This is a genomic window from Congregibacter sp., from assembly GCF_965660375.1.
In the GTDB taxonomy this organism is placed as follows: domain Bacteria; phylum Pseudomonadota; class Gammaproteobacteria; order Pseudomonadales; family Halieaceae; genus Congregibacter.
Map to the genome: position 1 here is coordinate 1 of NZ_CBFHZO010000114.1, position 24,765 is coordinate 24,765.

Below are 24,765 nucleotides of genomic sequence, written 5' to 3' on the forward strand. Positions count from 1 at the left end.
GATCGAGGAGATGGTGGCGGAGGAGGGCTTTTCCCGTGAGGAACTCCAGTCCCTTTTCGCGGCCGCCGAAAAACAACAGAGCATCCTTGATGCTATTTCGCGTCCCGCCGAAAAAACCAAACCCTGGTATGAATACCGCGCAATATTTCTCACGGAGCGCCGGGAACGCGAGGGCATCGCATTTTTCCAGGAGCATCGGGAGGCTCTTTCCCGGGCGCAGGCGGAGACGGGAGTACCCGCAGAGGTGATCGTCGCCATTATTGGCGTAGAAACCTACTACGGTCGCATCGCCGGCAGCTATGACGTTATCGACGCGCTAACGACCCTCGCCTTCGATTACCCCAAGCGTTCCACGTTTTTTACCAGTGAACTCAAGAACTTTTTGCTCCTGTCCCGGGAGCAGGGTATGGATCCTCTCAGTCTCAAGGGGTCCTACGCCGGTGCCATGGGCTACGGGCAGTTCATGCCAAGCAGCTATCGGGCCTATGCCATCGATTTTGACGGGGACGGGCAGGCGGACATCTGGAACAATCCCACCGATGCCATCGGCAGCGTGGCGAACTACCTGGCCAGACACGGCTGGCGTGCCGGTGAACCCGTGGTCAGTGCGGCAACCGCCGCGGACACTGTTCCCAAAGAGGCCTTTGACGGCGGCCTCAAGCCCAGGCAAACGGTGCAGGACTTTATTGCCCTGGGGCTGTCGCCCCAGCAGCAGCTCGACCCCGAGGCGAGCGCGACGGCGATGCGCTTTGAGCTCGCCGATGGCTATGAGTACTGGTTGGGCCTGCAAAACCTCTATGTCATTACCCGTTATAACCACTCTGCCATGTACGCCATGAGCGTGTTTTTGCTGAGCCAGCGCATTGCTGCGGGCGTACAGGCATGACGCGAAGGACCCGAAGTGCGCAAAAAACGCCACGAAGCTCTGGGGCGCTCAGCATCAAAGCGCTATTCTTTCTTATCTCATCCTCCTTGCTGCTGGGTTGCTCCGGCTCTGATCCCAAAGTGGCCTGGGAAGGCGATGGCGCCCCCGTGAGCAATCTTGAGCCCGGGGACGTTGCCGATGCGGTGCCTCGCCCGGACCCAATTCTCCGCGCGGGCAACACCTCGCCCTACAGCATTGATGGTGTGGAGTATCGCGTGTTGCCCAGTGCCGAGGGCTACCGCGAAAAAGGGATTGCCAGCTGGTACGGGACCAAGTTCCATGGCAATAAAACGGCCAACGGCGAGGTCTATGACCTGTACCTGCCCACCGCCGCTCACCGCAGTCTCCCTATTCCCAGCTATGCCACGGTGACCAATCTCTGGAATGGCCGGCAGGTGGTCGTGCGTATTAATGATCGCGGTCCCTTCCATCCTGACCGTCTCATTGATCTCAGTTACGCCGCCGCGGTGAAACTGGGCTTCGTCGACAAGGGCACGACCGAAGTGCTCGTGGAGACCATTGCCCTGGCCGGTGTCGATGACCGTCGCGACAGTGATACAGGGGCTTATCGTTATCTGCAGCTGGGCGCTTTTGCCAATCCCGCGACGGCGCAGGGGCTGCGGGACTCCGTGGCGGAAATGGTAAGCGTTCCCGTCAATGTCACCCCCGTGGATGCAGGAGGACAGCGTCTTCACCGGGTTCGCGTGGGGCCCGTGGCCGATGGCGAGGAGCTTCGCTATCTCCGCGACATGCTGATGACCCGGGGCAACTCTCCGGGCCTGGCGCTGCCATGAGCCATAACGCCCTGTGCCGTCTGCACAACCGGTTTCGCCACCGGGATTTTTCAGTCATGAGAGCTTGGGTTACCATGCCCCGCCTCCAAACCCTGATTTGAATTCTATGCCAAACACTTTACCTCGCCCCAGCGCCTCACCTTGCCCCCGCGCCATCACCGCGTGTCTGACCCTGCTGCTGGCTGCGTTTTCTGTGGCGGTATCTGCGCAGAATATTGTCCCGGCACCACCGGAGGTCGCAGCCCGCGCCTACCTCCTCGTGGATGCCAACAGCGGTGCGGTGCTCGTTGAGTCGAATGCTGATGAGCAGTTGCCCCCGGCCAGTCTCACCAAGCTCATGACCGCCTATGTGCTGGCGTCGGAGATTGAAGCGGGGCGCGTGAGTCGTGACGATCAGGTCACGGTGAGCCGCAACGCCTGGTCTCAAAATCCGGTCTTTAACGGTTCGTCCCTGATGTGGATCGAACCGCGGAAGCCCGTAACCATCGGCCAGCTGGAACAGGGCGTTGTGATCTCCTCGGGTAATGACGCCACCGTGGCCGTGGCGGAGCACATCGCAGGCAGCGAGGCGGCTTTTGCCGATTTGATGAACAAGCACGCGGCGGAGCTGGGCCTTCACGGCACCTATTTCGCCAATTCCCACGGCTTGCCCCATCCCCAGCATCTGACCACGGCCCGGGACCTGGCGACGCTGGCCAAGAACATCATTGCGCGCTTTCCCGAACACTACAAAGTCTATAGTCAGCGCGATTACACCTACAACGACATCAAGCAGTACAACCGCAACAAGCTTCTCGGCGAAGACCCCTCCGTTGATGGTTTGAAAACCGGCTATACCCGGGAGGCGGGTTATGGCCTCGTGGCGTCTGCAGAGCGCAACGGTATGCGGCTTATCTCTGTCGTGATGGGTACGGAGAGCACTCGGGCGCGGGCGCGGGAAACCCGCAGCCTGCTCAACTACGGCTTTCGCTTCTACGAGACCTCCCGTGTTCTCGAAGGCGGTGAGGAACTGGAGAAGCCGCGGGTCTGGAAGGGTGTGGCGGACTATGTGTCCGTGGGCATCGCTGACGACGTGGTGATGACCCTGCCCCGGGGCAAGCGCAATAACCTCGTGCGGGAACTGGTACTTATGGAGCCCATTTCCGCGCCCCTGGCCGTGGGCGATGCCCTGGGCGAATTAACGCTCACTCTGGACGGCGAAGTCCTTCAGCAGATTCCCCTCGTTGCTTTGGAGCCCGTGGAGGCCGCCGGATTCTTCGCGCGGATCTGGGACATGCTCCTCATGTGGTTGGCGCAGCTTTTCGGTGGCTGAGCTCATTACAGGATCGGGTGCTGACGGCGAAGAGCCCCCCAAGATAGAGTTTCCCTGTGACTACCCGGTGAAGGTCCTGGGTCGCAACGTGGAGGAGTTTCGTCCCCTGGTGCTCGAGATCTTTGAGCGCCATGCCCCGGGTTTCGACGAGACCACTATTACCGTGCGCGATAGTCGTAAAGGTAATTTTCTGTCTCTGACGGTTACCATCACTGCTACGGGTCCCGAACAGCTCGAGGCGCTTCATCAGGACCTTCGCGCCACGGGCCTCGTACAGATGGTGCTGTGAGCGCCGACAGCCCTTCGGAACTGCGCATTCGCCGTCTGGGAGAATGCGACTATCAGCAAACCCTCGATAAGATGCGCAGCTTTACGGATGCGCGCAGCAAAGAGACCCCCGACGAACTCTGGCTCCTGCAGCATCCCCGGGTATTTACCCAGGGGATCGCAGGAAAAGCGGAGCATCTCCTGGCTCCCGGCGATATTCCCGTGGTGCAGGTGGATCGCGGGGGGCAGGTGACCTATCACGGTCCCGGTCAGTGGGTCGTCTACCTCCTTGTGGATTTGCGCCGTCGACATCTTGGCGTCCGCGCCCTGGTGGATCTTATCGAACGGTCCATCGTGGAAACGCTGAATCGCTTCGGCATTGCATCGGCACCGGATCCCAAGGCTCCCGGCGTTTACGTAAAAGGGCAGAAAATAGCGTCGTTGGGCTTACGGGTGCGCCGCGGCTGCAGTTATCACGGTCTGTCTCTCAACGCCGATATGGATCTCCAGCCCTTCAAGCGCATCAACCCCTGCGGTTACGAGGGGCTTGAGGTCACTTCCCTGCGTTCGCTGCTGGGGGACGATTGCCCGCCCATGGAGACCATTGGCGAGGCCTTGCTTGACAGTCTCGAGGCCTCGCTCGAGCATCAAGGTCAGTTGTAGTTGCTGAGGTGCTGACATCACAGCCGCGATTAGTGAGCGCAGAGGCTATCCGTTAGAATGCGCCGCTCAGAGGCCGCCCTTGAGCAGGGGTGACCATGATCCGTGTAGCAACAGCCACTCAATTGAGTACCAATCAGGACGACCCGAATGCAGGATGGTGATTTTCTCCAACAAGTTGCGCAGCGCAGAACCTTTGCCATCATTTCTCACCCCGACGCCGGCAAAACCACCATCACCGAGAAACTGCTGCTTCTGGGTAGCGCCATCTCCGTTGCCGGCAGCGTCAAAGGTAAAAAAGGGCCTCACGCCACCTCCGACTGGATGAGCATGGAGCAGGAGCGGGGCATCTCCGTGACATCGTCGGTCATGCAGTTTCCCTATCATGACCGCATAGTGAATCTTCTGGACACCCCCGGTCACGAGGACTTCTCTGAGGACACCTATCGCACGCTCACGGCGGTGGATTCCGCCTTGATGGTTATTGACGGCGCCAAAGGTGTTGAGGACCGCACCATCAAGCTCATGAACGTCTGTCGCCTGAGAGATACGCCCATCATCAGCTTTGTGAACAAGCTCGACCGGCCGACCCGGGATCCTATCGAGCTCCTCGATGAGATTGAAGAGGTGCTGGGCATTGCCGCCGCGCCGGTGAACTGGCCCATGGGCATGGGGGAGCATTTTCTGGGGGTCTACAATCTGTACACCGATACCCTTCACTGCTTTGAGCGGGGCCACAACGCCGTGTTACCACCGGATAGGCGTATTCAGGGGCTTGATTCCGACGAGGCCCGGCAGTTACTCGGTGATGAATACGACGACTTTGTCGACGAGATCGAGTTGGTGAAGGGTGCCAGCCATGAATTTGAGCTGGAAAAGTTTCTCGCGGGCAAGCTTTCGCCGGTGTTTTTTGGCACGGCCCTGGGCAACTTCGGTGTACGGGAAATGCTCGATAACTTCGTGGAGTGGGCGCCCCCACCCCAGGGCAGGGGCAGCAACGAGCGTGAGGTGGCGGCGAGCGAGCGCAGTTTCAGCGGCTTTGTTTTCAAGATCCAGGCGAACATGGATCCACGGCATCGCGATCGCATCGCGTTTATGCGCGTCTGCTCGGGTCGCTACGAAAAAGGCATGAAGATGCGCCACGTGCGCATGGCAAAGGACATCAAGATAGCCGATGCGGTGACCTTCAAGGCCGGGGAGCGGGTACTGGTGGAGGAGGCTATCGCCGGCGACATTATCGGGCTACACAATCACGGCACGATTCAGATCGGCGACACCTTTACCGATGGTGAGGACCTGGGTTTTACCGGGATTCCCCATTTTGCGCCGGAGCTGTTTCGACGCATTCGACTGCGCGATCCCATGAAATCCAAGCAGCTGCAAAAGGGGCTGCAGCAGCTCTCCGAGGAGGGCTCCACCCAGGTGTTTGCGCCCATTAGTTCGACGGATCTCATCGTCGGGGCAGTGGGGCAGCTGCAGTTTGATGTGGTCGCCTACCGCCTGAAGGATGAGTACAAGGTCGAGGCCATGTACGAGCCCATCAACGTGTACACCGCGCGCTGGGTTTACTGCGATGACGAGCGCAAACTCGAGGAGTTTCGCAAGAAAGCGGCGGACCAGCTGTCCATAGATGGCGGCGGGTTTTTAAGTTATCTGGCGCCCACACGGGTCAATCTCGCCCTCATGGAAGAGCGCTGGCCGGATATTCAGTTCCGCGCAACGCGGGAGCACTGATCCCGGGCTTTAGTGCTGGCTATACTGGCTATAAAAGTGCCTTGATATCTGAGGCGATGGCCTCGGGCTTGGTGGTGGGCGCGTAGCGCTTTACCACCTGCCCCTCGCGATTAACCAGAAACTTGGTGAAGTTCCACTTGATGCGCTGACTGCCCAGGGCGCCGGGGGCGGCCTGTTTGAGGTGGGCAAAGAGGGGGTCGGCGTCACCGCCGTTCACATCGATCTTGCCAAACATGGGGAAACTCACGCCATAATTCAGCTGGCAGAACTCCTGGATTTCGTCATTACTGCCCGGGTCCTGGCTGCCGAACTGGTTGCAGGGAAAGCCGAGGATGCTAAAGCCCTCATCCTTGTACTGTTCATAAACTGATTCCAGTCCCGCGAACTGCGGTGTGAAGCCGCATTTCGATGCCGTATTAACAATCAACAGCACCTGGCCGCGATAGTCTTCCAGGGACTTTGCATTGCCCTGTTTGTCCTGGGGTGCAAAGCCGTATATACCATCGCTCATGGTGTGTCCTTTTGGTGATAACGCGTCCCCGGTATTCACCGGGGCTTTAACAACTTAGTCAGACACTATACGCAAGCGCCGCCGTCGTCGATCAAAGGGCGATCAGCTGGCAAGGAGCGGTGGCTGCCACTGGTTTATCAGTGCCTGGACGCGCTTTCTTTGCACCCGCAAAGAGAACTCCAGTTCCCGAAACTGACTGCGAAGCTTGGCCTGTTCCCAGCGATCCTGAAGCTGCTGGTAGCGCTCGGCCACAGCGCCTTCCAGCTGTTCGCGCTGACGCTCGTAGCGCGCCGACTGAAGCTGTTTCCACTGATTCACCGACTCCGTGAACAGCTGATACTCCCGTTCCAGAATCGCCGTGAGGGGGCTTTCTTCAAGCCCTGCCGCATAGTCCTGGGCGCGCTTGAACTGCATGTCCAGCAGAGCACGCTGGATACGGAAATCCGGCACGCGCTGAAGATCCTGCGCCAGTCCCACCCTGGCCAGCCCCGCGATCATCCACTTGGTGGGATCCCACTGATACCAGCGAATGCCGTTGCGGTAGTCGGTTTGAAAGATATGGTGGTAGTTGTGGTAGCCCTCACCGTAGGTGAGAAAGGCCAGAAATCCATTATCCCGGGCGCTGTTGTCTTCGGTATAGGGCCGCGTGCCCCAGAAATGCGCGAGGGAGTTGATGAAAAAAGTGACGTGATGATTGACCACCAGTCGCAGGAGTCCCACCAGCAATACCGTGCCCATAACGTCCCCGAGCGCCAGCCCCAGGAGAATGGGTACCCCCAGGTTCATAAACGTGGTGATAGCCACATAGTGTTTGTGTTGCCACATAACGATGGGATCGCGCATTAAATCCTGCGCATTGCTGAAATCCTCGCCATTGGTGGCATACTCTCGCAGCATCCAGCCCATGTGGCTGAACCACAGCCCACGGCCGGCAGAGTAGGGGTCCTCATCGTTATCGTCCACATGTCGATGGTGGCGACGGTGATCCGCGGCCCAGATCAGGATACTGTTTTGCAGCGCGCCACCGCCCCACAGAGCAAACCAGAGGCGAACGGTCCAATGGGCCTTGTACGCCTTGTGGGACCACAGCCGGTGGTAGCCGCCGGTAATGGAGAGGCCGTTGAGATATAAAAATACCACTGCCCAGATCCACTGGCCGGCGGTAAATCCCGCGTACATGCCCCAGAGCGGTACCAGGATTGCCGCCAGAATGGGGAACCCAATAAAAATTACCGCGTTCACCCGGATCAGCGGCGGCTTGGAAGGCGCCAGCGGTTTGGCGCCTGACGTTGCTTTAGGAGATTCTTCGTTCATTGTGTCGGATTCTGGTGTGCCAATCGTAATTTTAGCGGGATATGCGAGGGAAGTCTTGACCTTGAAAAGGCCATTTTCTTGAGCGGCCCTGTCTTCCTCAGCGGCTCCCCCATGCGCCATGTCCTGGTGATGACCGGAGCGTCCTCCGTCGGGCTAATCGCTATGTTCACCGTCGATGTCGTGGACATGTTTTTTATCACCCTGCTGGGGGAGCAGCGCCTTGTCGCCGCCGTCGGGTTCGCGGGCACGCTTCTCTTCTTCTTGCTTTCTCTCGGCATCGGTCTGCAAATAGCTCTGGGTGCACTGGTCGCCCGGGCGGAAGGCAATGGGGATCGCCCTCTGGCCGGACGTTATTGCAGTTCTGTGTTGTGGTTCAACGCGCTTACCGTGGGGCTGGTGGCGGGAGTTGCCTGGATCTGGCTGCCGGAGCTTCTGGCGCTTCTGGGAGCCTCCGGTGACACGCTGAACTATGCCCTGGCTTACAGTCGTATTCAGTTGCCCGCGGTGCCGCTTCTTGTGTTGGGTATGAGCCTGGCTGCAGGACTGCGCGCCGTGGGTGACGCGCGGCACAGTATGTTCGCTACCCTCGCCGGGGCTGGCGCCAATGCTGTGCTGGACCCTATTCTGATATTTTATTTTGGTCTGGGTATTGAGGGGGCCGCCTGGGCCTCCGTGGCTTCTCGCGTTGTGGTAGTGGGCTATGCGGGCTACGTGCTTTTTTTCAAACACCGCTTACCGAGCCGGGTATCACCGACGATGATTTTGGCAGATGCGCCGGCCATCATGGTGATAGCGGTGCCGGCGGTGCTCACTAATCTTGCAACGCCCGTGGGGAACAGCCTGCTGCTGCGCATGATGTCCCAGTTTGGCGACAGCGCCGTGGCGGCCACTGCGATCATGGGTCGGCTCGCCCCCTTGGCATTTGCGGTGGTGTTTGCGGTTTCCGGCGCCGTGGGCCCCATCGTGGGGCAGAACGCGGGAGCCGGCCGCTACGATCGGGTGCGCCAGACCTTACTGGACGCATCGAAGTTTGTGGTGATCTACGTCGCGGTTGCCTGGGTGCTGCTCTGGCTGGTCGCTGACCTGGTGATTGCTGCTTTTACCGCCAGTGAGCTGGCGGCAGACCTGCTGGAGTTCTACATCCACTTCCTGGTGGGAGCCTTTGCATTCAACGGCTTAATGTTCGTCGCTAATGCCAGTTTCAACAACCTGGGAAGAGCCTACCTCGCGACGCTATTCAATTACGCCAAGGTATTTCTGGGGGTGGTGCCTGCAGCGTATCTCGGCGCTTCACTCTATGGTGCCCGGGGACTGATGGCGGGTGAAGTACTCGGTGCCTCTCTGTTTGGCGTACTTGGCATGCTCAGCGCTCTGGCGCTGGTTGCGCGTCTGGAGCGCGACTATCCGCCCCTTCAGCCGGTAAATCCCTGACCAGCACCAGGCTGGCGGCAATGGCATGGTGATCCGAGCGCGTGGTCGGAAAAGCTCCCCTGGCCACCGCCTCCAGACCCCGTAAAAACAGGGTGTCCACCGCCGAGCCCACATGCCGGCTCCGCCAGTCCGGGGAAAAGTTGATTTCTCTGAGGCCCATTTCTCGGGACCAGCGGTAAAGCGCATCGGCTCGCCAGGGGTTCCAGTGATTGAAGTCTCCCGCCACGATCATCGGCCCCCGGTGGCTGCGGATCAGGGGACTCAGGGCTAGGAACTGCGCGCGGTAGTCGTCGATGGTAAGCGTAAAGTTAATGGCGTGCAGGTTGATCAGCAGTATTGAGGCCTCCTTAAAGGGCAGACGCAGGACGCTCACCGCTTTGGGTGTGCCAAGCCAGGGTTCATAAAACTGCAGCTCGCAGTCCACATCGGCGGGGAAGCGGCTGCGGATTTCTACGCCAGTAGCTTCTTCGCCCCGCTTGTAGCCGGGGCTGAAATAGCGATAGCGGGGTGAAGCATCGCCCGCTTTCAGGCCGCGCACCGATTCCTGAAGGAGCATCAGGTCGCTGTGACCCAGGTGACCCCGAAGCTCGTCCTCGGCGCCGGGCAGGTCAAACTTCATTATGTTCCAGCTGCGGATTCGCAGGGGTTCGGGCAGCGGGCTCGCAGCCACGCTGCTGGGGGTCTCAAGGGCCGCCGCGCAGGCGTCAACGGTCTGGTATTGCGAGGCGCCCTGGCTGACCGCACTAAAGAGCAGGACCCCAAGAAAAGCAATCGGGTAGCTAAGCGTCGAGGAGAGGCGGGTCATGACCCCAGTATAGCTCCAGCTACAGTTTTTCGACGTAGGCGTGATACTCGAGGCTGGTGATATGGCGCTGGAATTCCGCCAGTTCCTGAGCCTTGGTGAGGCCAAAATTGCGCTGCATTTCGGGGCCCAGAGCCGTGCTGATAAAGCTGGACTCTCCGAACAGGCGCAGGGCGTCCTGCATGTAAATAGGCAGTTCGTCAGGGTCCAGCTGGCTGTAGCCGTCACCGCTGATGGGCGCCTTGGGGGTGAGATTGCGCTCAATGCCGTCCAGCGCAGCAGCAAGGATCACCGCGAACACCAAGTAGGGATTGGCATCTGCGCCTGCCACGCGGTGTTCCAGGCGTCGGGCTTTGCTGCTGCCGGCGGGCACCCTCACGGCAACGGTGCGGTTCTCATAGCCCCAGTTGGGTGTGGTGGGCGCGTGACTGCCTTTCTGGAACCGCCGGTAGGCGTTGAAGCTGGGTGCAAAGATCGCAAAGGAGTCCGCCATGTGCTGCAGGCAGCCAGCGATGGCGTGGCGGAGTTTGGGAGTGCCGAATTCCGTGCCGTCGTCAAAGACGTTTTTTCCGTCGCGATCAATCACACTGCAGTGCACATGGAGGCCGTTGCCCGCTTCATCCGCAAAGGGTTTTGGCATAAAGCTCGCCACCAGGCCGTGCTGTTGGGCAATCTCCTTGATGGCGTGTTTCATCATAAGAATCTGACGGGCAGCAAGCACCGGGTTGTCCACATGCTGCATGTTGATTTCATACTGCGAGGGCGCGGACTCTTTCACCACGCCATCAAAAGGGAGGCTCTGCAGGTGGCAGGCGCGATGAATCTGCTCAAGCATGGCGTGGTTTTGTTGGAGCACGTCCAGGCCATAAAGATTGCCGCCAATAGGTTCGCCCCGATAGGGCTTCTCACCACTGTGACAGGGGTGTTTGCCGTCCCATTTAATGAGGCTGAATTCCAGCTCTGCCGCCACCACCGGGCGCCAGCCTCGTGCGTGGTAGCGGGCGACAACCCGCTTGAGCACCTGGCGGGGGTCGCCGAGGTAGGCTCCGCCGCCCGGGCGGAACATGGTGAGCATGAGCTGGCCGTGACGTTCCTTGGGGGACCAGGGTGTAGGGAGCAGGGAGCCCTCAACGGGCAGGCACACGCCATCCTCGTCACCGGTGGCAAACACCAGTTCTTCAACATCGCGACCCCAGATATCGAGAGCCAGGGCGGTCTTGGGGAACTTCAGTTCTCCTTTATAGACCTTGGCCAGCTTGTTTCTTGGCAGCCACTTACCCCTGAGAACGCCATTACTGTCCGGTATCAGCGCTTCAATCATCGAAATCCTGGGGTAGGCGCGCAGAAACCAGTCTACTTCCAGCGCCATAAAACTATTTTCCCGTGTTATAGGTCCCCAAAGCGCACTATTCCCACCTGTCGCGCATCCGGCAATGCCCCGCATTGGTCACGGTGGTCTCTGGTCAGGCGGGTCCCATGTAAATCTTGAGCGGATCGTCGCCTGCGGCCTCGCCCAGACAGGACATGGTGTTCAAAAACAGTGAGAACAGATCAGTCTGCGAGTTCACATCCAGCTTGCGGTAAATGCTCTTGCGATGGCGTCGCACCGTCTCCCGGGCGATGGACAGTCGATCGGCGGTGGTATCCGTACCGTAACCGCGCAGCATAAGTTCCAGCACACCTCTTTCTCGCGGGGACAGCATGGAGGTGCCAAAGGTTTTAAAAGCCAGGTCGATCTGGTGGTCTATGCCCGGTTGGATAAGGTTCTCCACCGCGAAGGCATCGAATTCACTGTGAATGCGCAACAGCTCGGAGATAGGGTCGGCGAGGGAGTAGAGCAGCTGAAACTCATCCTCCGTGAAAGCGCCCTGCTCGGGCAGACGCATCATCGACAGGTTAATGACGCTGCCACCCTGGAGCTGGGATAAAAAGATGGCTTCATCAACAGTGCCCGTGTCGGCGTAGTAATCGTTGTAGTAACTGGATGACTCCAGACGTCCCGCGGTAAGCCGGGACAGCAGATAAATACGATTCTTTGGTCGATTGATAGACGCCTGAAAGAAAGGGTCCTCGCGATAGGGGCCCTCAAGGTAAGCGTCGATTTGGGACGCAATAGCTGCGGCTGGTATCTCGTGGTAGAGCACACTTGGCGGCAGGTCGCGATGGTAAAGCCAGATTTGCGGATAGGCGATGGGGACCCGTTCACGCACCGAGTTGATAAGCGCCGGGAAAAATTCCTTGCGACCCAGGGCGCCCACGGCGCGGGCGAGGTCACGATTCCATTCACTCAGTAATGTCAGTGTGCTCATGTCAGCGGAGCCGCTCTGTGTGATGCACGAATAACGCCATGGTAAGAGACGAGACGAGTGTGTTGTGGGTACCTCGCCATGTCAAACATCTAGTCACTCCAGTCGAGCGCGCTGGTGCGCCAGTGTTCCCGCCAGGCGGTCTGTACCTTGTCACTGTAGGTGGTGCTGCCGCCGCTGCCATTGTAGGCCGCCAGGGCTTTGGGCAGCACACCGCCTTCCCGCTGCAGATAGAACTGCAGAATCCGGCAGCCATAATCCAGATTTGTGAGATTGTTGGTGAGATTGTCGCCGGGACGTCCAATCTCATCTTTCCAGAAGGGCATGACCTGCATAAGCCCCTGAGCGCCGACACGGGAGACGGCAAAGCGATCGAAGTGACTTTCCACCTCAATTACCGCCAGCACCAGCTCCGGTGCCAGGTCACTGCGGCTTGCTGCGGCATGGACCTGTCGCAGCAATTGGAGTCGTACGTCGGCGTCAGGTACATAGCGGGCGAGCCTGGCGCCCATGTCCACCAGCCACACTTCGGCGTCGAATCGGTCATCAAAGCTTTCGCTGGCTGCGATGTTGGCTTCGAGGAACTGCCGCAGCGCTTCCCGGTTTGCATCATCTGCCGTGGCCTCGCTCTGCGCTGAGGCTGCAGCCGCGACGCCCAGGAGCGTCGCTAGACAAAGGTAAAGCAGTGGCCGGGACAACGGGATTTCAGCTGCCCGATGTCAGTTGCGCGGCAATAAAGCCCATGGCGTCGGTCAGTGCTACGCGCTGGGACTCGACGTCGCGGCGCCCCTGATATTCGATCTCCCCTTCTGCCAGGGAGCGATCGCCGATGACGATGCGGTGGGGAATGCCCAGGAGCTCCATGTCGGCAAATTTGACGCCCGGGCGCTCGTTGCGATCATCCATCAGTACTTCGATGCCCTGTTCCTGACACTGCTTGTGTAGTGCTTCTGCGGCCTCGGCGACCGCGGCAGACTTATGCATATTGAGGGGAACGATGGCCAGCTGGAAAGGCGCCATGGCGCTGGGCCAGATGATGCCCCGGTCATCATGGTTCTGCTCGATGGCGGCGGCGACGATGCGACTCACACCAATGCCGTAGCAACCCATGCTGAGCGTTACACTACGACCGGTCTCATCCAGGACTTTGGCGTTCATGGCTTCGCTGTATTTGCTGCCCAGCTGGAAGATGTGGCCCACCTCGATACCGCGGCGTATCTGAAGATGACCTTTGCCGTCGGGGCTGGGGTCACCGGAGACCACGCTGCGTAGATCAGCGCTCTGGTAGTTACTGATATCCCTGTCCCAGTTTGCTCCCTCGTAATGTTCGCCGGTGCTGTTTGCGCCGCAGTAAAAGTCCGCGCACGCCGCTGCACTGAAGTCGGCAATAACCGGCATTGAGAGACCCACCGGGCCGATGGAGCCAAAACCGGCACCACAGGCCGCCTCGGCTTCTTCCTCCGTCGCCATGCGCAGTGGGGTGGCCACGAGCGGATGTTTCTCAGCCTTGACCGTGTTGAGTTCATGGTCGCCGCGGATCACCAGCGCCACAAGACCATTCTCGGCGCCCTCCACAAGGAGTGTCTTCACCGTATTTTCCGCCGCCACTTCAAGGGCGGTGCAGAGGTCAGTAATGGTTTTAACGCCGGGCGTTGCGACTTTATTGAGTGCCGTAGCGGGTGCTTTTCGCAGTTCCTGCTGGTCCACCGTCTCCGCTCTCTCAATATTCGCAGCGTAGTTACTGCCGTCGCTAAAGGCGATGGCATCTTCACCGGAGTCCGCGAGCACGTGGAACTCATGAGAGGTGTTCCCTCCGATACTGCCGCTGTCTGCCATGACGGGACGAAAATCCAGACCGAGACGTTCAAAGATGGTGGTGTACGCCCCGTGCATCACTTCATAGGTGGCTTCCAGCGAGGCCTCACTGGCATGAAAGGAGTAGGCATCCTTCATGACGAATTCCCGTGCCCGCATGACGCCAAAGCGCGGGCGAATCTCGTCGCGAACCTTATTCTGAATCTGATAGAGATTCAGGGGCAGCTGCTTATAGCTGTTGATCTCGTTGCGCACGATGTCGGTAATGACCTCTTCGTGAGTAGGCCCCAGACAGAAGTCCCGTTTGTGGCGATCCTGTATGCGCAGCAACTCCGGACCGTATTGTTCCCAGCGACCGGATTCTTCCCATAGCTCCGCGGGCTGGACCATGGACATGGCCAGTTCCAGGGCGCCCGCGGCATCCATTTCCTCGCGGACGACGCGCTCTACCTTGCGCAGCACCCTCAAGCCCATGGGCATCCAGGTGTAGAGTCCTGAGGACAGCTTGCGAATCAGTCCGGCGCGGAGCATAAGTCGGTGACTGATGATCTCTGCGTCCGCAGGGGTTTCTTTGTGCGTAGTGATCAGAAACTCGCTACTGCGCATGGGTATTTCCTTGTTCCCGTGATAGTGGTGAAGTGTAAGTCGCAAACGCTTGGCGGTACAGAAACGAATCGCAGGACTTTCGCGACAGGGAACATGGTTTTACCCGAAATACCTAAAAAAATAGGGTTTTTTTGCTATGCATTGCGATAAACGCTTGTATTACAGGGTCGAGTGATTTATACATGTCGTCGAGTTGTGATTTAACCTTTGTACGCAGTGCTTTGAGCTTCTTGTCAGGGACTGCCGCCGAAGAAAATCGTGGCTTGTATGCCCAGGTCATTAAATGGAGAAACGCGACGTTTTTTCTGACAAAGCTCCTACCCTGGTTCACGTGCTTGGTGCGCGTGCCTGGCCCACGGGCCCGGGGGTGTCGGTGATGGCAAGCAGTTGCAGTGCCTGTCAGCGATGTGTGCTAAGGCAGATGTGTGCTCAGGCAGATGTTTGTTCAGGTATCAGGACCCCGGCAGAAAACCGTCGTGCTATGAAACATAAAACCCTTAAACCGTAAGGAAGGTTCATAATCATGGCGACACGCAAAGCAGCAGCAAAGAAAGCACCGGCCAAGAAAAAAGCAGCAGCCAAAAAGGCGCCTGCTAAAAAAGCCGCAGCCCCCGTTAAAAAGCCAGCACCCGCGCTCAAAGAAAAAATGACCAAGACCCAGGTCATGGCCAGCATTGCAGACAGCACAGGCCTGACCAAGAAGCAGGTCGGCGATGTGATGACTGAGCTTGAGACACTCATCGAGCGCAGCATCAAAAAGCGGGCGGTAGGCGAGTTCACGCTGCCAGGTCTCATGAAAATCACTACGGTCAAAAAGCCGGCTGTCAAAGCGCGCAAGGGTATTAACCCCTTCACCGGTGAAGAGACTATGTTCAAGGCGAAGCCTGCAAGTGTTGCAGTGAAAGTTCGCCCACTGAAGAAAATGAAGGAGTTTGCTCAGTCCTGACAGTAGGATTGAGTCGGGCCGGTTAGGCGCCTTTGTGGAGGCGCCCCTCTTTCTTGAAGAGCGGCCTTGTGCATAGAACGACCGGGTCCGTCTGACGTTAAATCCACGCCAGGCGGGCCTTCGCCTCCCCGGTCCGCCGGTTTTAGGGTCGACCTATTTCCATTGGTTCGTTTCGCGAGCTGAGGTAGAATCCGCGCCGCTTTTTCAAATGCCTCTCGCCTGCGCGTTTTTGCAGGAAAAGGTCACAATGGCCTCATGCATCGGCGACGCGCCCATGCATAGGAAGGATTTACTACCATGCCCATATACGAATATCAGTGCACTGAATGCGGTGAGCTCCATGAAGCCCTGCGTAAGATCAGTGACCCACCGCTTACCGATTGCCCCGCCTGTGGCAAGCCAGCCTTGCGTAAAAAAGTCTCTGCCGCGGCGTTCAGGCTTGCTGGCAGTGGCTGGTATGAGACGGACTTCAAGAGCGGTAACAAGAAAAACCTTGCGGGCGACAGCGCCGATAGCGGTACCAAAGACGCTGGCAGCAAAGAGAGTTCCAAAAAAGATGCTGCCACCGAGAAGCCTGCCAAAGCGTCCGCGGGTGGCGATAGCTCCGCTGCCTGATTATCGCCGTTATGCCACCGCAGACTTGCAACCCCAATCGAATTAATCACCAACTAACCCCTAACTAATCCCTAACAACAGGAACCACCATGCGCAGCCATAACTGCGGCCTTCTTAGAAGTGCTGATATAGACGAGACCGTCACACTCTGTGGCTGGGTGGATCGACGCCGGGATCACGGTGGTGTAATTTTTCTGGATTTGCGCGATCGGGACGGCATCGTTCAGGTGGTTTTTGACCCCGACACCGAAGAGCATTTTGCCACCGCTGATCGCGTGCGCAGTGAGTATGTGCTGAAGGTCACCGGGCGGGTTCGGGCGCGGAGCGACGCTACGGTGAATCCGAGTATGCCCACCGGTGAGATCGAGGTGCTCGGCAAGGAAATCGAAGTGTTGAACACCGCCGCTACGCCGCCCTTTCAGCTCGATGAGCACACCGCCGTGGGCGAAGAGGTTCGCCTCCGTTATCGCTACATGGACCTGCGCCGCCCGGAAATGCAGCAGCGTCTGCGGCTGCGCTCTGAAGTGACTGACGCCGTGCGTCGTTTTCTTCATGAAGAGGGTTTCCTGGATATAGAAACGCCGATTCTCACGCGGGCTACCCCCGAGGGTGCCCGGGATTACCTGGTGCCCAGCCGAACGCACCCGGGGCAATTTTTTGCTCTGCCGCAGTCGCCGCAGCTCTTCAAGCAGCTGTTGATGGTGTCAGGCTTTGACCGCTACTACCAGATCGCCAAGTGCTTTCGCGATGAGGACTTGCGCGCAGATCGCCAGCCGGAATTCACCCAGATCGACATCGAAACCTCGTTTATGGACGAGGAGGGCATCATGGAGATCACCGAGCGCATGGTGCGCGGACTCTTCCAGTCTGTGCTGGATGTGGAGCTGCCCAGCTTTCCGCATATGACCTGGGCGGACGCCATGGAGCGCTATGGTTCTGACAAGCCCGATCTGCGTATTCCCCTGGAACTGGTATCCGTGGATGACTTGATGCAGCAGGTGGACTTCAAGGTCTTCCGTGGTCCAGCTGATGACCCCTTAGGTCGCGTGGCGGCCCTGAAGGTGCCCGGCGGCGCGTCAATCTCCCGCAAGGAGATCGACGATTACACCCGCTATGTGGGTAATTATGGCGCCCGTGGTTTGGCCTGGATCAAGGTCAATGATCTGGCTGCCGGCGTTGAGGGGCTGCAGTCGCCGATCCTGAAGTTCATGCCCGAGGACGTTGTGGCTTCCATGATGGAGCGCCTCGGCGTTGCCGATGGCGACATCGTTTTCTTCGGGGCGGACCGTGCCGGCATTGTGAATGAGGCGCTGGGAGCGCTGCGCATCAAGGTGGGCACCGACCAGGGGCTGGTCAGCGATGGCTGGGCACCCTTGTGGGTGGTTGATTTCCCTATGTTTGAAGAGGACGGCAACGGTGGCTGGACGCCGCTCCACCATCCCTTCACTGCACCGGCCTGCGACCTGGCGACCGTTCGCGAGCATCCCGGCGAGGCGCTGTCGAGGGCCTACGATATGGTACTCAACGGTACCGAGCTTGGTGGCGGCAGCGTGCGTATCCACAATCTCGAGACGCAGGAAGCGGTGTTCGACATTCTGGGTATTGACCCCGACGAGGCCCGGGAGAAGTTTGGCTTCCTCCTTGATGCTCTCAAGTATGGTGCGCCGCCCCACGGCGGACTGGCCTTTGGCCTGGATCGCATCGTGATGCTCATGAGCGGGGCAGCATCGATCCGCGACGTGATTGCCTTCCCCAAAACCCAGACCGCTGCCTGCGTGATGACTGAGGCTCCCGGTACCGTGGGCGCGGCGCAGCTCCGTGAGCTGCATGTCAGGGTACGGGAGCAGGAAAAGAAAGAGGGGGATAGCTGAGTCCCAAACGATTCGGTTTATCCCCTGCGCAAACGAAGCGCGCATAGAAGGAAAAGGGAGGATCGCTGATGGCAGGTCACAGTAAGTGGGCCAATATCAAACACCGCAAAGCCGCGCAGGATGCCAAACGCGGAAAAATGTTTACCAAACTTATTCGCGAGCTCGTGGTTGCGGCAAAGCAGGGCGGACCACTCCCCGAAGACAATCCCCGTTTGCGTGCTGCCGTGGACAAGGCTCTGGGTTCCAACATGACCCGCGACACCATCGATCGGGCTATTGCCCGGGGTGCGGGTAACAATGAAGCGGATGATGTTGAGGAGCTGACCTACGAGGGCTATGCCTCTGGCGGCGTTGCGGTGCTGGTTGAGGTGATGACAGACAACCGCAACCGCACTGTTGCCGAGGTGCGTCATGCTTTTAGCAAACGCGGTGGCAATCTTGGTACCGACGGATCCGTGGCGTATCTCTTTGAGCGCAAGGGACAGATCAGTTTTGCACCGGGGGCCGACGAAGAACAAATCATGGAAGCGGCTCTGGAGGCCGGCGCTGAAGATATAGAAGCCGCCGATGATGGCTCCATCGAGGTAACTACCGCCTGGGAAGATCTTTCAACGGTAAAAACCAGGCTGGAAGCATCCGGATTGGAGCCCGCGGAGAGCGAGGTGACCATGATCGCCTCCACCACAGTGCCCGTGGACGCCAGCGGCGCGGAGACGGTCATGGGGCTCATTGATGCTCTCGAAGAGCTGGATGACGTGCAGAACGTTTACTCCAACGTGGACATTCCTGACGAGGTTCTTGAGGCAATGTCCTGAAGTTCGTCCCCGGGTTTCGCGGCTGACGGACGTCCGGTCATGGCTGCGCTGGAAACCCTGTATATTTATACATATCATGCAGCTCAGGCACAGCGACCGGTTGGGCGCACGGCATGGCAATAATTCTTGGCATTGATCCCGGGTCCCAGAAAACGGGCTTCGGGGTTATCAGTACCCTGAACGGCAAAAACAGCTATATCACCAGCGGCGTTATCCGCCTGCCCAAAGGGGCATTGCCGGAGCGTCTGCGGATCATTGCCGAGAGCGTGGCGGAACTGGTGGAGCTTCACGGTCCCACGGAGTTGTCGGTAGAGCAGGTTTTTCTCGCCAAAAGTGCCGATGCGGCATTAAAGCTGGGTCAGGCTCGCGGCGCGGCCATCGTCCCCTGCGTGACTCGGGGGTTGGAGGTCAGCGAATATTCCGCGCGGCAGATCAAGCAGTCTGTGGTGGGTACGGGAGCCGCCGATAAGGTGCAGGTCCAGCATATGGTGAAAGCATTGCTGAAGCTTCCCGGTGCGCCCCAGGAGGATGCCGCGGATGCCCTGGCGGCAGCGCTATGCCACGCCCATACCCGGGAGGGGCTGGTTCGAGTGGCCGGTGCCACGGCTATCCGGCGCGGACGCCTGCGTTAGTGGGTGCAGCCCCGCAGCCATATACAGCGATAAAGCCATAAGAGGACGCCTTAGTTGATCGGTCGAATTTCAGGAACCTTACTGCACAAACAGCCGCCGGAGATACTGGTAGATGTCGGCGGTGTCGGTTACGAGTTGCAGGTGCCCATGACCACGCTGTTTCAACTGCCGGCGCTGGGGGAGCCAGTGACGCTTCTCACCCATCATGCGGTGCGCGAGGATGCGCAGACCCTCTATGGCTTTGTCAGCCCCCGGGACCGGGAGCTGTTCCGGCATTTGATCAAGGTCAATGGCGTCGGTCCCAAGCTCGCTCTGACCATTTTGTCGGGCATGGACGGCGAGCGCTTTGCGCGGGCGGTGCACGACGACGACCTCACCGCTTTGGTGGCCCTCCCGGGCGTCGGCAAAAAGACCGCCGAGCGATTGCTCATCGAAATGCGCGATCGCGTATCTGGCTGGCTTGATCAGGGGGCCGGCGAGTCCCCCACGGAGGGACAGTCACAGCCCGCATCAGATAAACTCGGTGATGCGGAGGGTGCTCTCGTGGCGCTGGGCTATAAGCCTGCCGAAGCAGCGCGACTGGTGGCGCGGGTAGACAGCGATGACATCACCGACAGTGAAGAATTGATACGTCTGGCGCTGCGCTCAACGGTTCGCGGCTAATAACACACAGCAGGCAGGGCAGCATTTCCATGATTGAGACAGACCGCCTTATTGCGCCGGAGCCCGTGGGCACCGTCGAGGATGCCCAGGATCGCGCTGTCCGACCCAAGGCCCTGGCGGAATACATTGGTCAGCCTGTGGCGCGGGAGCAGATGGAGATTTTTCTGGCCGCTGCCAAGGGTCGGGACGAGCCTCTGGACCACACCCTCATTTTTGGTCCGCCCGGTCTTGGCAAGACCACCCTGGCCAGCATTATCGCCAATGAAATGGGGGTGTCCCTGAAGACGACTTCAGGTCCGGTGCTGGAGAAAGCCGGTGACATTGCCGCGTTGATGACTAACCTCGAGCCCGGCGACGTGTTGTTTATCGATGAGATTCATCGTCTGAGTCCCTTTGTGGAGGAGATTCTCTATCCGGCCATGGAGGATTATCAGCTGGATATCATGATCGGGGAGGGGCCTGCTGCCCGGTCCATCAAACTGGACTTACCGCCCTTTACCCTGGTGGGCGCTACTACTCGTGCCGGTCTTCTCACGTCGCCCCTGCGGGATCGCTTTGGCATTGTGCAGAGGCTGGAGTTTTACGGGGTGGATGACCTCGCCGTGATTGTTGCAAGGTCCGCCCGCATTCTTGAGATACCCATGGATGAGGGAGGCGCACGGGAGATTGCCCGGCGCTCCCGGGGCACGCCGCGCATCGCCAACCGACTCCTCCGTCGGGTCCGCGACTATGCGGAAGTTAAAGGCGACGGCACGGTGAATGCCGACATCGCCGATCGCGCTCTGGACCTTTTAAGCGTGGACGCCAAGGGCTTTGATCATCTGGACCGGCGCCTGCTGCTGGCGATGATTGAGAAGTTTGACGGGGGCCCTGTGGGCGTGGACAGCCTCGCTGCAGCCATATCCGAAGAGCGCGGCACGATCGAAGACGTGCTGGAGCCTTTTTTGATTCAGCAGGGCTATATGATCAGAACGCCCCGGGGTCGCATGGTGACTCGTCTTGCCTATCAGCATTTTGGCGTGCCTATGCCCGGTGACGAGCGGGCGGTCCCGCAGCCGGGGGACAGCCAGGGGACGCTGCCTTTAGGTTCCGGCGAATGAGCGCCCAATGAACGATACGAGGGAATTTTCTCTGCCCCTGCGGGTCTACATCGAAGACACCGACGCGGGCGGCATTGTCTACTACGTGAACTATCTGAAATACATCGAACGGGCTCGCACGGAATTTATGCGGTCCCTGGACATGGACCGGGCGGCCATCTTCAACAATGAACTGATGTTTGTTGTCAGCGACGTGTCTGTCAGCTACCACCGTCCCGCGAAACTGGATGATGAGCTGGAAGCGACCGCCGCGCTGGCGTCCGTGGGCGGGGCCTCCTTAAAACTACGGCAATGTGTGCGCCGTGGGGCGGACCTCATTGCCGAGGCGGCGGTGTCCCTGGCCTGCGTCAGTCCCGAAACCCTGGCACCCCGTCGCATCCCCAAAGAGATGCTTGCTACACTGCGCGCCGCGTGTGACCCCCACAATCCCCACAATCCTCTCGGAGAATGACTTGGACGAACTAAGCCTGGTGGACCTGGTCATGGATGCCGGGGTTACCGTAAAACTGGTCATGGGACTGCTCATGGCCGCATCGGTCACCTCCTGGTACATGATTTTTCAGCGCTTCTTTTACTTCCGCAGCGCGGGAGAGGAAATGCTGGATTTTGAAGAGCACTTCTGGTCCGGCGTCGATCTTGCCCAGCTCTATCGCGAGGGCAATGAGCGCGCGGCCGACGGCGAAATCATCATCGGCGTCGAGGGTGTGTTCCGCGCCGGCTTCAAGGAATTCTCCCGTCTGGCCCAGCAGTCAGACATGGATGCCGAGGCCATGCTCGAAGGGGCCCGCCGGGCAATGCGCGTAGCCATGCTCCGGGAAGAAGAGCGTCTTGAGAAGCACCTTCCCTTTCTGGCCACCGTGGGTTCCACCAGTCCCTACGTGGGCCTTTTTGGTACCGTCTGGGGCATCATGAATTCCTTCCGCGGATTGGCCAATACCTCGCAGGCGACCCTGGCCACGGTGGCCCCGGGTATCTCCGAGGCCCTGGTGGCCACCGCCATGGGGTTGTTTGCTGCGATTCCTGCGGTCATGGCCTACAACCGCTTTGCCTCCAAGGTCGACGTCTATGGCAAGCGTTACGACACCTTCGTTGATGAGTTCTCGAGCATCCTCGGTCGTCAGGCCTATGCGCTGAAATCCCGGCAGCGGGAGAGCAGGCAGTAATGCGCCGACGCGCCCGCTTTCGGCCCATGGCCGAGATCAACGTCGTACCCTACATCGACGTGATGCTCGTGCTGCTGATCATTTTTATGGTCACGGCACCCATGCTCATGCAGGGCGTGAAGGTGGATCTTCCCCAGGCGAAAACCGAGCCGGTGGATAATCAGGATGCTGAGCCTCTCATCGTCTCCATCAATGCCCAGGGGCAGCTGTTTATGAACGTGGGTGGCCAGGAGGATCAGGTCCTCTCTCTGGCTACAGTACAGCAGCGCGTGGGCGCGGTGATCCGTCGCAGCCCGGACAAGCCGGTGCTGGTATGGGGCGATAAGGCGGTGGCCTACGGTGACGTCGTGGGGCTCATGGCGGCGCTGCAGGAGGCCGGCGCGCCGGGGGTGGGTCTGGTCACCGAGGACCCGCGGTGAACCGGGACTGGTACAGTCTGGGCCAACTCACCCTGCTGCCCGTTGCGGGCACACTGGCGCTGCATTTACTGCTGCTTGGGGCGATTCTGCTGCGTTTTCAGCCCGACAGCGACCCGCGAACCATCGAGGCGAGGGTGCTGCCGCCGACAGCGATCAATGCCACGCTTATTGACGCCTCTTCCCTCAAACCCAAAAAGCAGGTGCGCAAGCCGGCGCCAAAGCCGGTGGCAAAAACGACGCCCAAACCGGTGAAAAAGGCGCCTGCGAAAACCAGCACCGCTGCCAGTAGCAGTGCGCCCCCCAAGACCACGCCGAAGGCGGCGGCCAAGGTCAATAACAAGCCGGCTCCCGCACCAAAAGTCGAGGAGAAGCGCATCAGTGCCGAGGAGCTCGCAGCGATCAGCCGTCGGGAACTCGCTGACGCCATGGCCGCCGAAGACAACGCCCAGGTCGCGGTGACCGCCGAAGAGATGTCCACGAGCTATGCGGCACTGATTCGCGATACGGTAGTGAACTACTGGAGTCGTCCTCCCAGCGCCCGCAACGGCATGGAGGCCCTGCTGGCAATTCAGTTGGTGCCCACGGGAGAAATTGTGTCTGTGAGTGTGCTCCGCTCCAGTGGTAGTGTTGCCTTTGACCGCTCGGCCATCAACGCGGTGGAAAAAGCCGGGAGTTTCCCAGAGCTCAAAAACCTTCCCGGCCGGGAATTCGAAAAGACCTTTCGTCGCTTTCAACTTTTATTCAGACCCGAGGATTTGCGCTACTGATGTTCCGACCACTGTTTTTTCTGCTGCTACTGCTGCCAGCCATGGCCAATGCCCAGCTGGTTATCGAAATCACGCAGGGCGTGGATGATCCCACTCCCGTTGCCGTAGTGCCTTTTGCCTGGGAGGGGGCGGGGACCGCGCCGGCTGACATGGCGGAAGTGGTGCAGGAGGATTTTGAGCGCAGCGGACAGTTTTCACCCGTGGCGCGCGCTGACATGCTCGGGTTCCCCAGTCGTGAAGAAGAGGTGTTTTACCGGGACTGGCGGGCCATCGCCAGTGAGTACGTGCTCATCGGACGGGCGATGGGCGAGGGCGATCGGCTGTCTTTACGTTACGAGCTCTACGATGTGCTCCGCCAGACCCGCATCGCCGAGGGCACCGTCGCGGGACCGATGGGAGAGGCGCGCATGCTGGCTCACCGGGTGTCCGATGCCGTCTACGAAAAACTGACGGGTATTCCCGGGGCCTTTGCCACCCGTCTGATCTACGTCTCGGTTACCCGCAATCCCACCGGTAAAGACTATTATCGTCTGACGCTGGCCGACTCTGATGGTGCCCGGCCCATCGTGCTGCTGGAGTCCCGCGAGCCCATTATGTCTCCCAGCTGGTCTCCCGATGGCAAGCAGGTGGCCTACGTCTCCTTCGAGACCGGGCGCCCGGCTATTTTCCGGCAGGTGCTGGCTACCGGTGAGCGGGAGCAGTTGACTAATTTTCGGGGTCTGAACAGTTCTCCCGCCTGGTCCCCCGACGGCAACTCCATGGCCATGGTGCTTTCCAAGGATGGCAGTCCGGATATTTACCTCATGGATATGGCGAGCCGGCGCCTTACCCGGGTCACCCGGCACTACGCCATCGACACGGAGCCCAGTTGGATGCCCGACGGGCGCTCCTTCCTGTTTACCTCGGATCGTGGCGGACGACCGCAGATTTACCGGTATGACTTGCGCAGTGGATTGACGGAGCGGGTGACCTTTGAGGGCAGCTACAATGCCCGGGCACGGGTGGCTCAGGACGGTCGCAATGTGGTGCTCGTGCATCAGCGGGACGGCGAATACCAGATTGCCATTCACGACCTGGTGAGTAACCGTCTGCAGGTGCTCACAAATACGGATCTGGATGAAAGTCCAAGTATCGCACCCAATGGTTCCATGGTATTGTACGCAACCAAGTACGGTGATCGTGGCATTCTGTCCGCGGTCTCGGTGGATGGCGGCGTGAAGTTCCGTTTGCCCGCTCGCAGTGGCGATGTTCGCGAGCCGGCCTGGTCGCCGTATATGCAGTTCTAAAAGATGCAGTT

At 59.4% G+C, this 24,765-nt stretch carries 26 protein-coding genes; 19 read left to right on the forward strand and 7 right to left on the reverse strand.

Annotated features, from left to right (window positions below):
• Position 1: 1 nt before the first annotated feature.
• The 6 genes from mltB to ACTG3T_RS11005 all read left to right on the forward strand — a co-directional run bounded on the left by mltB (position 2) and on the right by ACTG3T_RS11005 (position 5,692).
• Positions 2 to 886: a lytic murein transglycosylase B gene (mltB, locus tag ACTG3T_RS10980; RefSeq protein WP_439102316.1), complete on the forward strand. Its 885-nt coding sequence runs from the start codon at positions 2 to 4 to the stop codon at positions 884 to 886.
• Positions 883 to 1,719 carry a septal ring lytic transglycosylase RlpA family protein gene (locus tag ACTG3T_RS10985; protein WP_439102317.1) on the forward strand — a complete coding sequence of 279 codons (837 nt, stop codon included), beginning with the start codon at positions 883 to 885 and terminating at the stop codon, positions 1,717 to 1,719. Before mltB ends, ACTG3T_RS10985 begins: the two co-directional genes overlap by 4 nt.
• Before the next feature lie 106 nt (positions 1,720 to 1,825).
• Positions 1,826 to 3,031 carry a D-alanyl-D-alanine carboxypeptidase family protein gene (locus tag ACTG3T_RS10990; protein WP_439102318.1) on the forward strand — a complete coding sequence of 402 codons (1,206 nt, stop codon included), beginning with the start codon at positions 1,826 to 1,828 and terminating at the stop codon, positions 3,029 to 3,031.
• Positions 3,024 to 3,320 (forward strand): YbeD family protein, encoded by a 297-nt coding sequence (locus ACTG3T_RS10995; protein WP_439102319.1) that lies wholly within the window; start codon positions 3,024 to 3,026, stop codon positions 3,318 to 3,320. Before ACTG3T_RS10990 ends, ACTG3T_RS10995 begins: the two co-directional genes overlap by 8 nt.
• Entirely contained in the window at positions 3,317 to 3,961 is a 645-nt protein-coding gene (gene lipB, locus ACTG3T_RS11000; RefSeq protein ID WP_439102320.1) for a lipoyl(octanoyl) transferase LipB, read from the forward strand. Before ACTG3T_RS10995 ends, lipB begins: the two co-directional genes overlap by 4 nt.
• A 147-nt stretch (positions 3,962 to 4,108) precedes the next feature.
• Positions 4,109 to 5,692 (forward strand): peptide chain release factor 3, encoded by a 1,584-nt coding sequence (locus ACTG3T_RS11005; protein ID WP_008293931.1) that lies wholly within the window; start codon positions 4,109 to 4,111, stop codon positions 5,690 to 5,692.
• A 28-nt stretch (positions 5,693 to 5,720) separates the two neighbouring features.
• Here the strand turns inward: ACTG3T_RS11005 and ACTG3T_RS11010 are convergent, their stop codons facing one another.
• Positions 5,721 to 6,203, reverse strand: a complete 483-nt coding sequence (locus ACTG3T_RS11010) for a glutathione peroxidase (RefSeq protein WP_439102321.1) — start codon at positions 6,201 to 6,203, stop codon at positions 5,721 to 5,723.
• A 102-nt stretch (positions 6,204 to 6,305) separates the two neighbouring features.
• A complete protein-coding gene (locus ACTG3T_RS11015; protein WP_439102322.1) occupies positions 6,306 to 7,517 on the reverse strand; it encodes a fatty acid desaturase in 1,212 nt (403 codons plus the stop codon).
• Between the two features lie 78 nt (positions 7,518 to 7,595).
• Between ACTG3T_RS11015 and ACTG3T_RS11020 the strand changes: the two genes are divergently transcribed.
• Positions 7,596 to 8,948 carry an MATE family efflux transporter gene (locus ACTG3T_RS11020; RefSeq protein ID WP_439102323.1) on the forward strand — a complete coding sequence of 451 codons (1,353 nt, stop codon included), beginning with the start codon at positions 7,596 to 7,598 and terminating at the stop codon, positions 8,946 to 8,948.
• On the opposite strand, the gene ACTG3T_RS11025 is transcribed toward ACTG3T_RS11020, so the two are convergent.
• The 5 genes from ACTG3T_RS11025 to ACTG3T_RS11045 all read right to left on the reverse strand — a co-directional run bounded on the left by ACTG3T_RS11025 (position 8,881) and on the right by ACTG3T_RS11045 (position 14,477).
• Positions 8,881 to 9,753, reverse strand: coding sequence for an endonuclease/exonuclease/phosphatase family protein (locus tag ACTG3T_RS11025; RefSeq protein WP_439102324.1), 873 nt, complete (start codon positions 9,751 to 9,753; stop codon positions 8,881 to 8,883). The genes ACTG3T_RS11020 and ACTG3T_RS11025 overlap by 68 nt on opposite strands.
• A gap of 19 nt (positions 9,754 to 9,772) precedes the next feature.
• Complete coding sequence (locus ACTG3T_RS11030) at positions 9,773 to 11,119, reverse strand: glutamine synthetase family protein (protein ID WP_439102325.1); 1,347 nt, start codon at positions 11,117 to 11,119, stop codon at positions 9,773 to 9,775.
• Between the two features lie 94 nt (positions 11,120 to 11,213).
• On the reverse strand, positions 11,214 to 12,059 hold the full coding sequence (locus ACTG3T_RS11035) for a helix-turn-helix transcriptional regulator (RefSeq protein WP_439102326.1): 846 nt from the start codon (positions 12,057 to 12,059) through the stop codon (positions 11,214 to 11,216).
• A gap of 89 nt (positions 12,060 to 12,148) precedes the next feature.
• Positions 12,149 to 12,754 (reverse strand): transglycosylase SLT domain-containing protein, encoded by a 606-nt coding sequence (locus ACTG3T_RS11040; protein ID WP_439102327.1) that lies wholly within the window; start codon positions 12,752 to 12,754, stop codon positions 12,149 to 12,151.
• A 7-nt stretch (positions 12,755 to 12,761) separates the two neighbouring features.
• Complete coding sequence (locus ACTG3T_RS11045) at positions 12,762 to 14,477, reverse strand: proline--tRNA ligase (protein ID WP_439102328.1); 1,716 nt, start codon at positions 14,475 to 14,477, stop codon at positions 12,762 to 12,764.
• A 523-nt stretch (positions 14,478 to 15,000) separates the two neighbouring features.
• Between ACTG3T_RS11045 and ACTG3T_RS11050 the strand changes: the two genes are divergently transcribed.
• From ACTG3T_RS11050 to tolB, 12 genes are all read left to right on the forward strand, one after another.
• Entirely contained in the window at positions 15,001 to 15,423 is a 423-nt protein-coding gene (locus ACTG3T_RS11050) for an HU family DNA-binding protein (RefSeq protein ID WP_439102329.1), read from the forward strand.
• A 297-nt stretch (positions 15,424 to 15,720) separates the two neighbouring features.
• Complete coding sequence (locus ACTG3T_RS11055) at positions 15,721 to 16,038, forward strand: FmdB family zinc ribbon protein (RefSeq protein WP_439102330.1); 318 nt, start codon at positions 15,721 to 15,723, stop codon at positions 16,036 to 16,038.
• Positions 16,039 to 16,127: 89 nt separating this feature from the next.
• Complete coding sequence (gene aspS, locus ACTG3T_RS11060) at positions 16,128 to 17,909, forward strand: aspartate--tRNA ligase (RefSeq protein WP_439102331.1); 1,782 nt, start codon at positions 16,128 to 16,130, stop codon at positions 17,907 to 17,909.
• Between the two features lie 68 nt (positions 17,910 to 17,977).
• Positions 17,978 to 18,724 carry a YebC/PmpR family DNA-binding transcriptional regulator gene (locus tag ACTG3T_RS11065; protein WP_439102332.1) on the forward strand — a complete coding sequence of 249 codons (747 nt, stop codon included), beginning with the start codon at positions 17,978 to 17,980 and terminating at the stop codon, positions 18,722 to 18,724.
• 113 nt (positions 18,725 to 18,837) lie between these two features.
• The gene (gene ruvC, locus ACTG3T_RS11070; RefSeq protein ID WP_439102333.1) at positions 18,838 to 19,356 is read left to right on the forward strand and encodes a crossover junction endodeoxyribonuclease RuvC; all 519 of its coding nucleotides are present in this window, start codon (positions 18,838 to 18,840) and stop codon (positions 19,354 to 19,356) included.
• 54 nt (positions 19,357 to 19,410) lie between these two features.
• Positions 19,411 to 20,019 (forward strand): Holliday junction branch migration protein RuvA, encoded by a 609-nt coding sequence (gene ruvA, locus ACTG3T_RS11075; protein ID WP_439102334.1) that lies wholly within the window; start codon positions 19,411 to 19,413, stop codon positions 20,017 to 20,019.
• Between the two features lie 29 nt (positions 20,020 to 20,048).
• The gene (gene ruvB, locus ACTG3T_RS11080; RefSeq protein ID WP_439102335.1) at positions 20,049 to 21,119 is read left to right on the forward strand and encodes a Holliday junction branch migration DNA helicase RuvB; all 1,071 of its coding nucleotides are present in this window, start codon (positions 20,049 to 20,051) and stop codon (positions 21,117 to 21,119) included.
• A gap of 7 nt (positions 21,120 to 21,126) precedes the next feature.
• Positions 21,127 to 21,570 (forward strand): tol-pal system-associated acyl-CoA thioesterase, encoded by a 444-nt coding sequence (ybgC, locus tag ACTG3T_RS11085; protein WP_439102336.1) that lies wholly within the window; start codon positions 21,127 to 21,129, stop codon positions 21,568 to 21,570.
• A 1-nt stretch (position 21,571) separates the two neighbouring features.
• On the forward strand, positions 21,572 to 22,282 hold the full coding sequence (gene tolQ / locus ACTG3T_RS11090) for a protein TolQ (protein WP_439102337.1): 711 nt from the start codon (positions 21,572 to 21,574) through the stop codon (positions 22,280 to 22,282).
• Positions 22,282 to 22,701, forward strand: a complete 420-nt coding sequence (gene tolR, locus ACTG3T_RS11095; RefSeq protein ID WP_439102338.1) for a protein TolR — start codon at positions 22,282 to 22,284, stop codon at positions 22,699 to 22,701. Before tolQ ends, tolR begins: the two co-directional genes overlap by 1 nt.
• Positions 22,698 to 23,468 (forward strand): TonB family protein, encoded by a 771-nt coding sequence (locus ACTG3T_RS11100; RefSeq protein WP_439102339.1) that lies wholly within the window; start codon positions 22,698 to 22,700, stop codon positions 23,466 to 23,468. The genes tolR and ACTG3T_RS11100 overlap by 4 nt, the downstream gene beginning before the upstream one ends.
• Positions 23,468 to 24,754: a Tol-Pal system beta propeller repeat protein TolB gene (gene tolB / locus ACTG3T_RS11105; protein WP_439102340.1), complete on the forward strand. Its 1,287-nt coding sequence runs from the start codon at positions 23,468 to 23,470 to the stop codon at positions 24,752 to 24,754. The genes ACTG3T_RS11100 and tolB overlap by 1 nt, the downstream gene beginning before the upstream one ends.
• Positions 24,755 to 24,765: the final 11 nt, after the last annotated feature.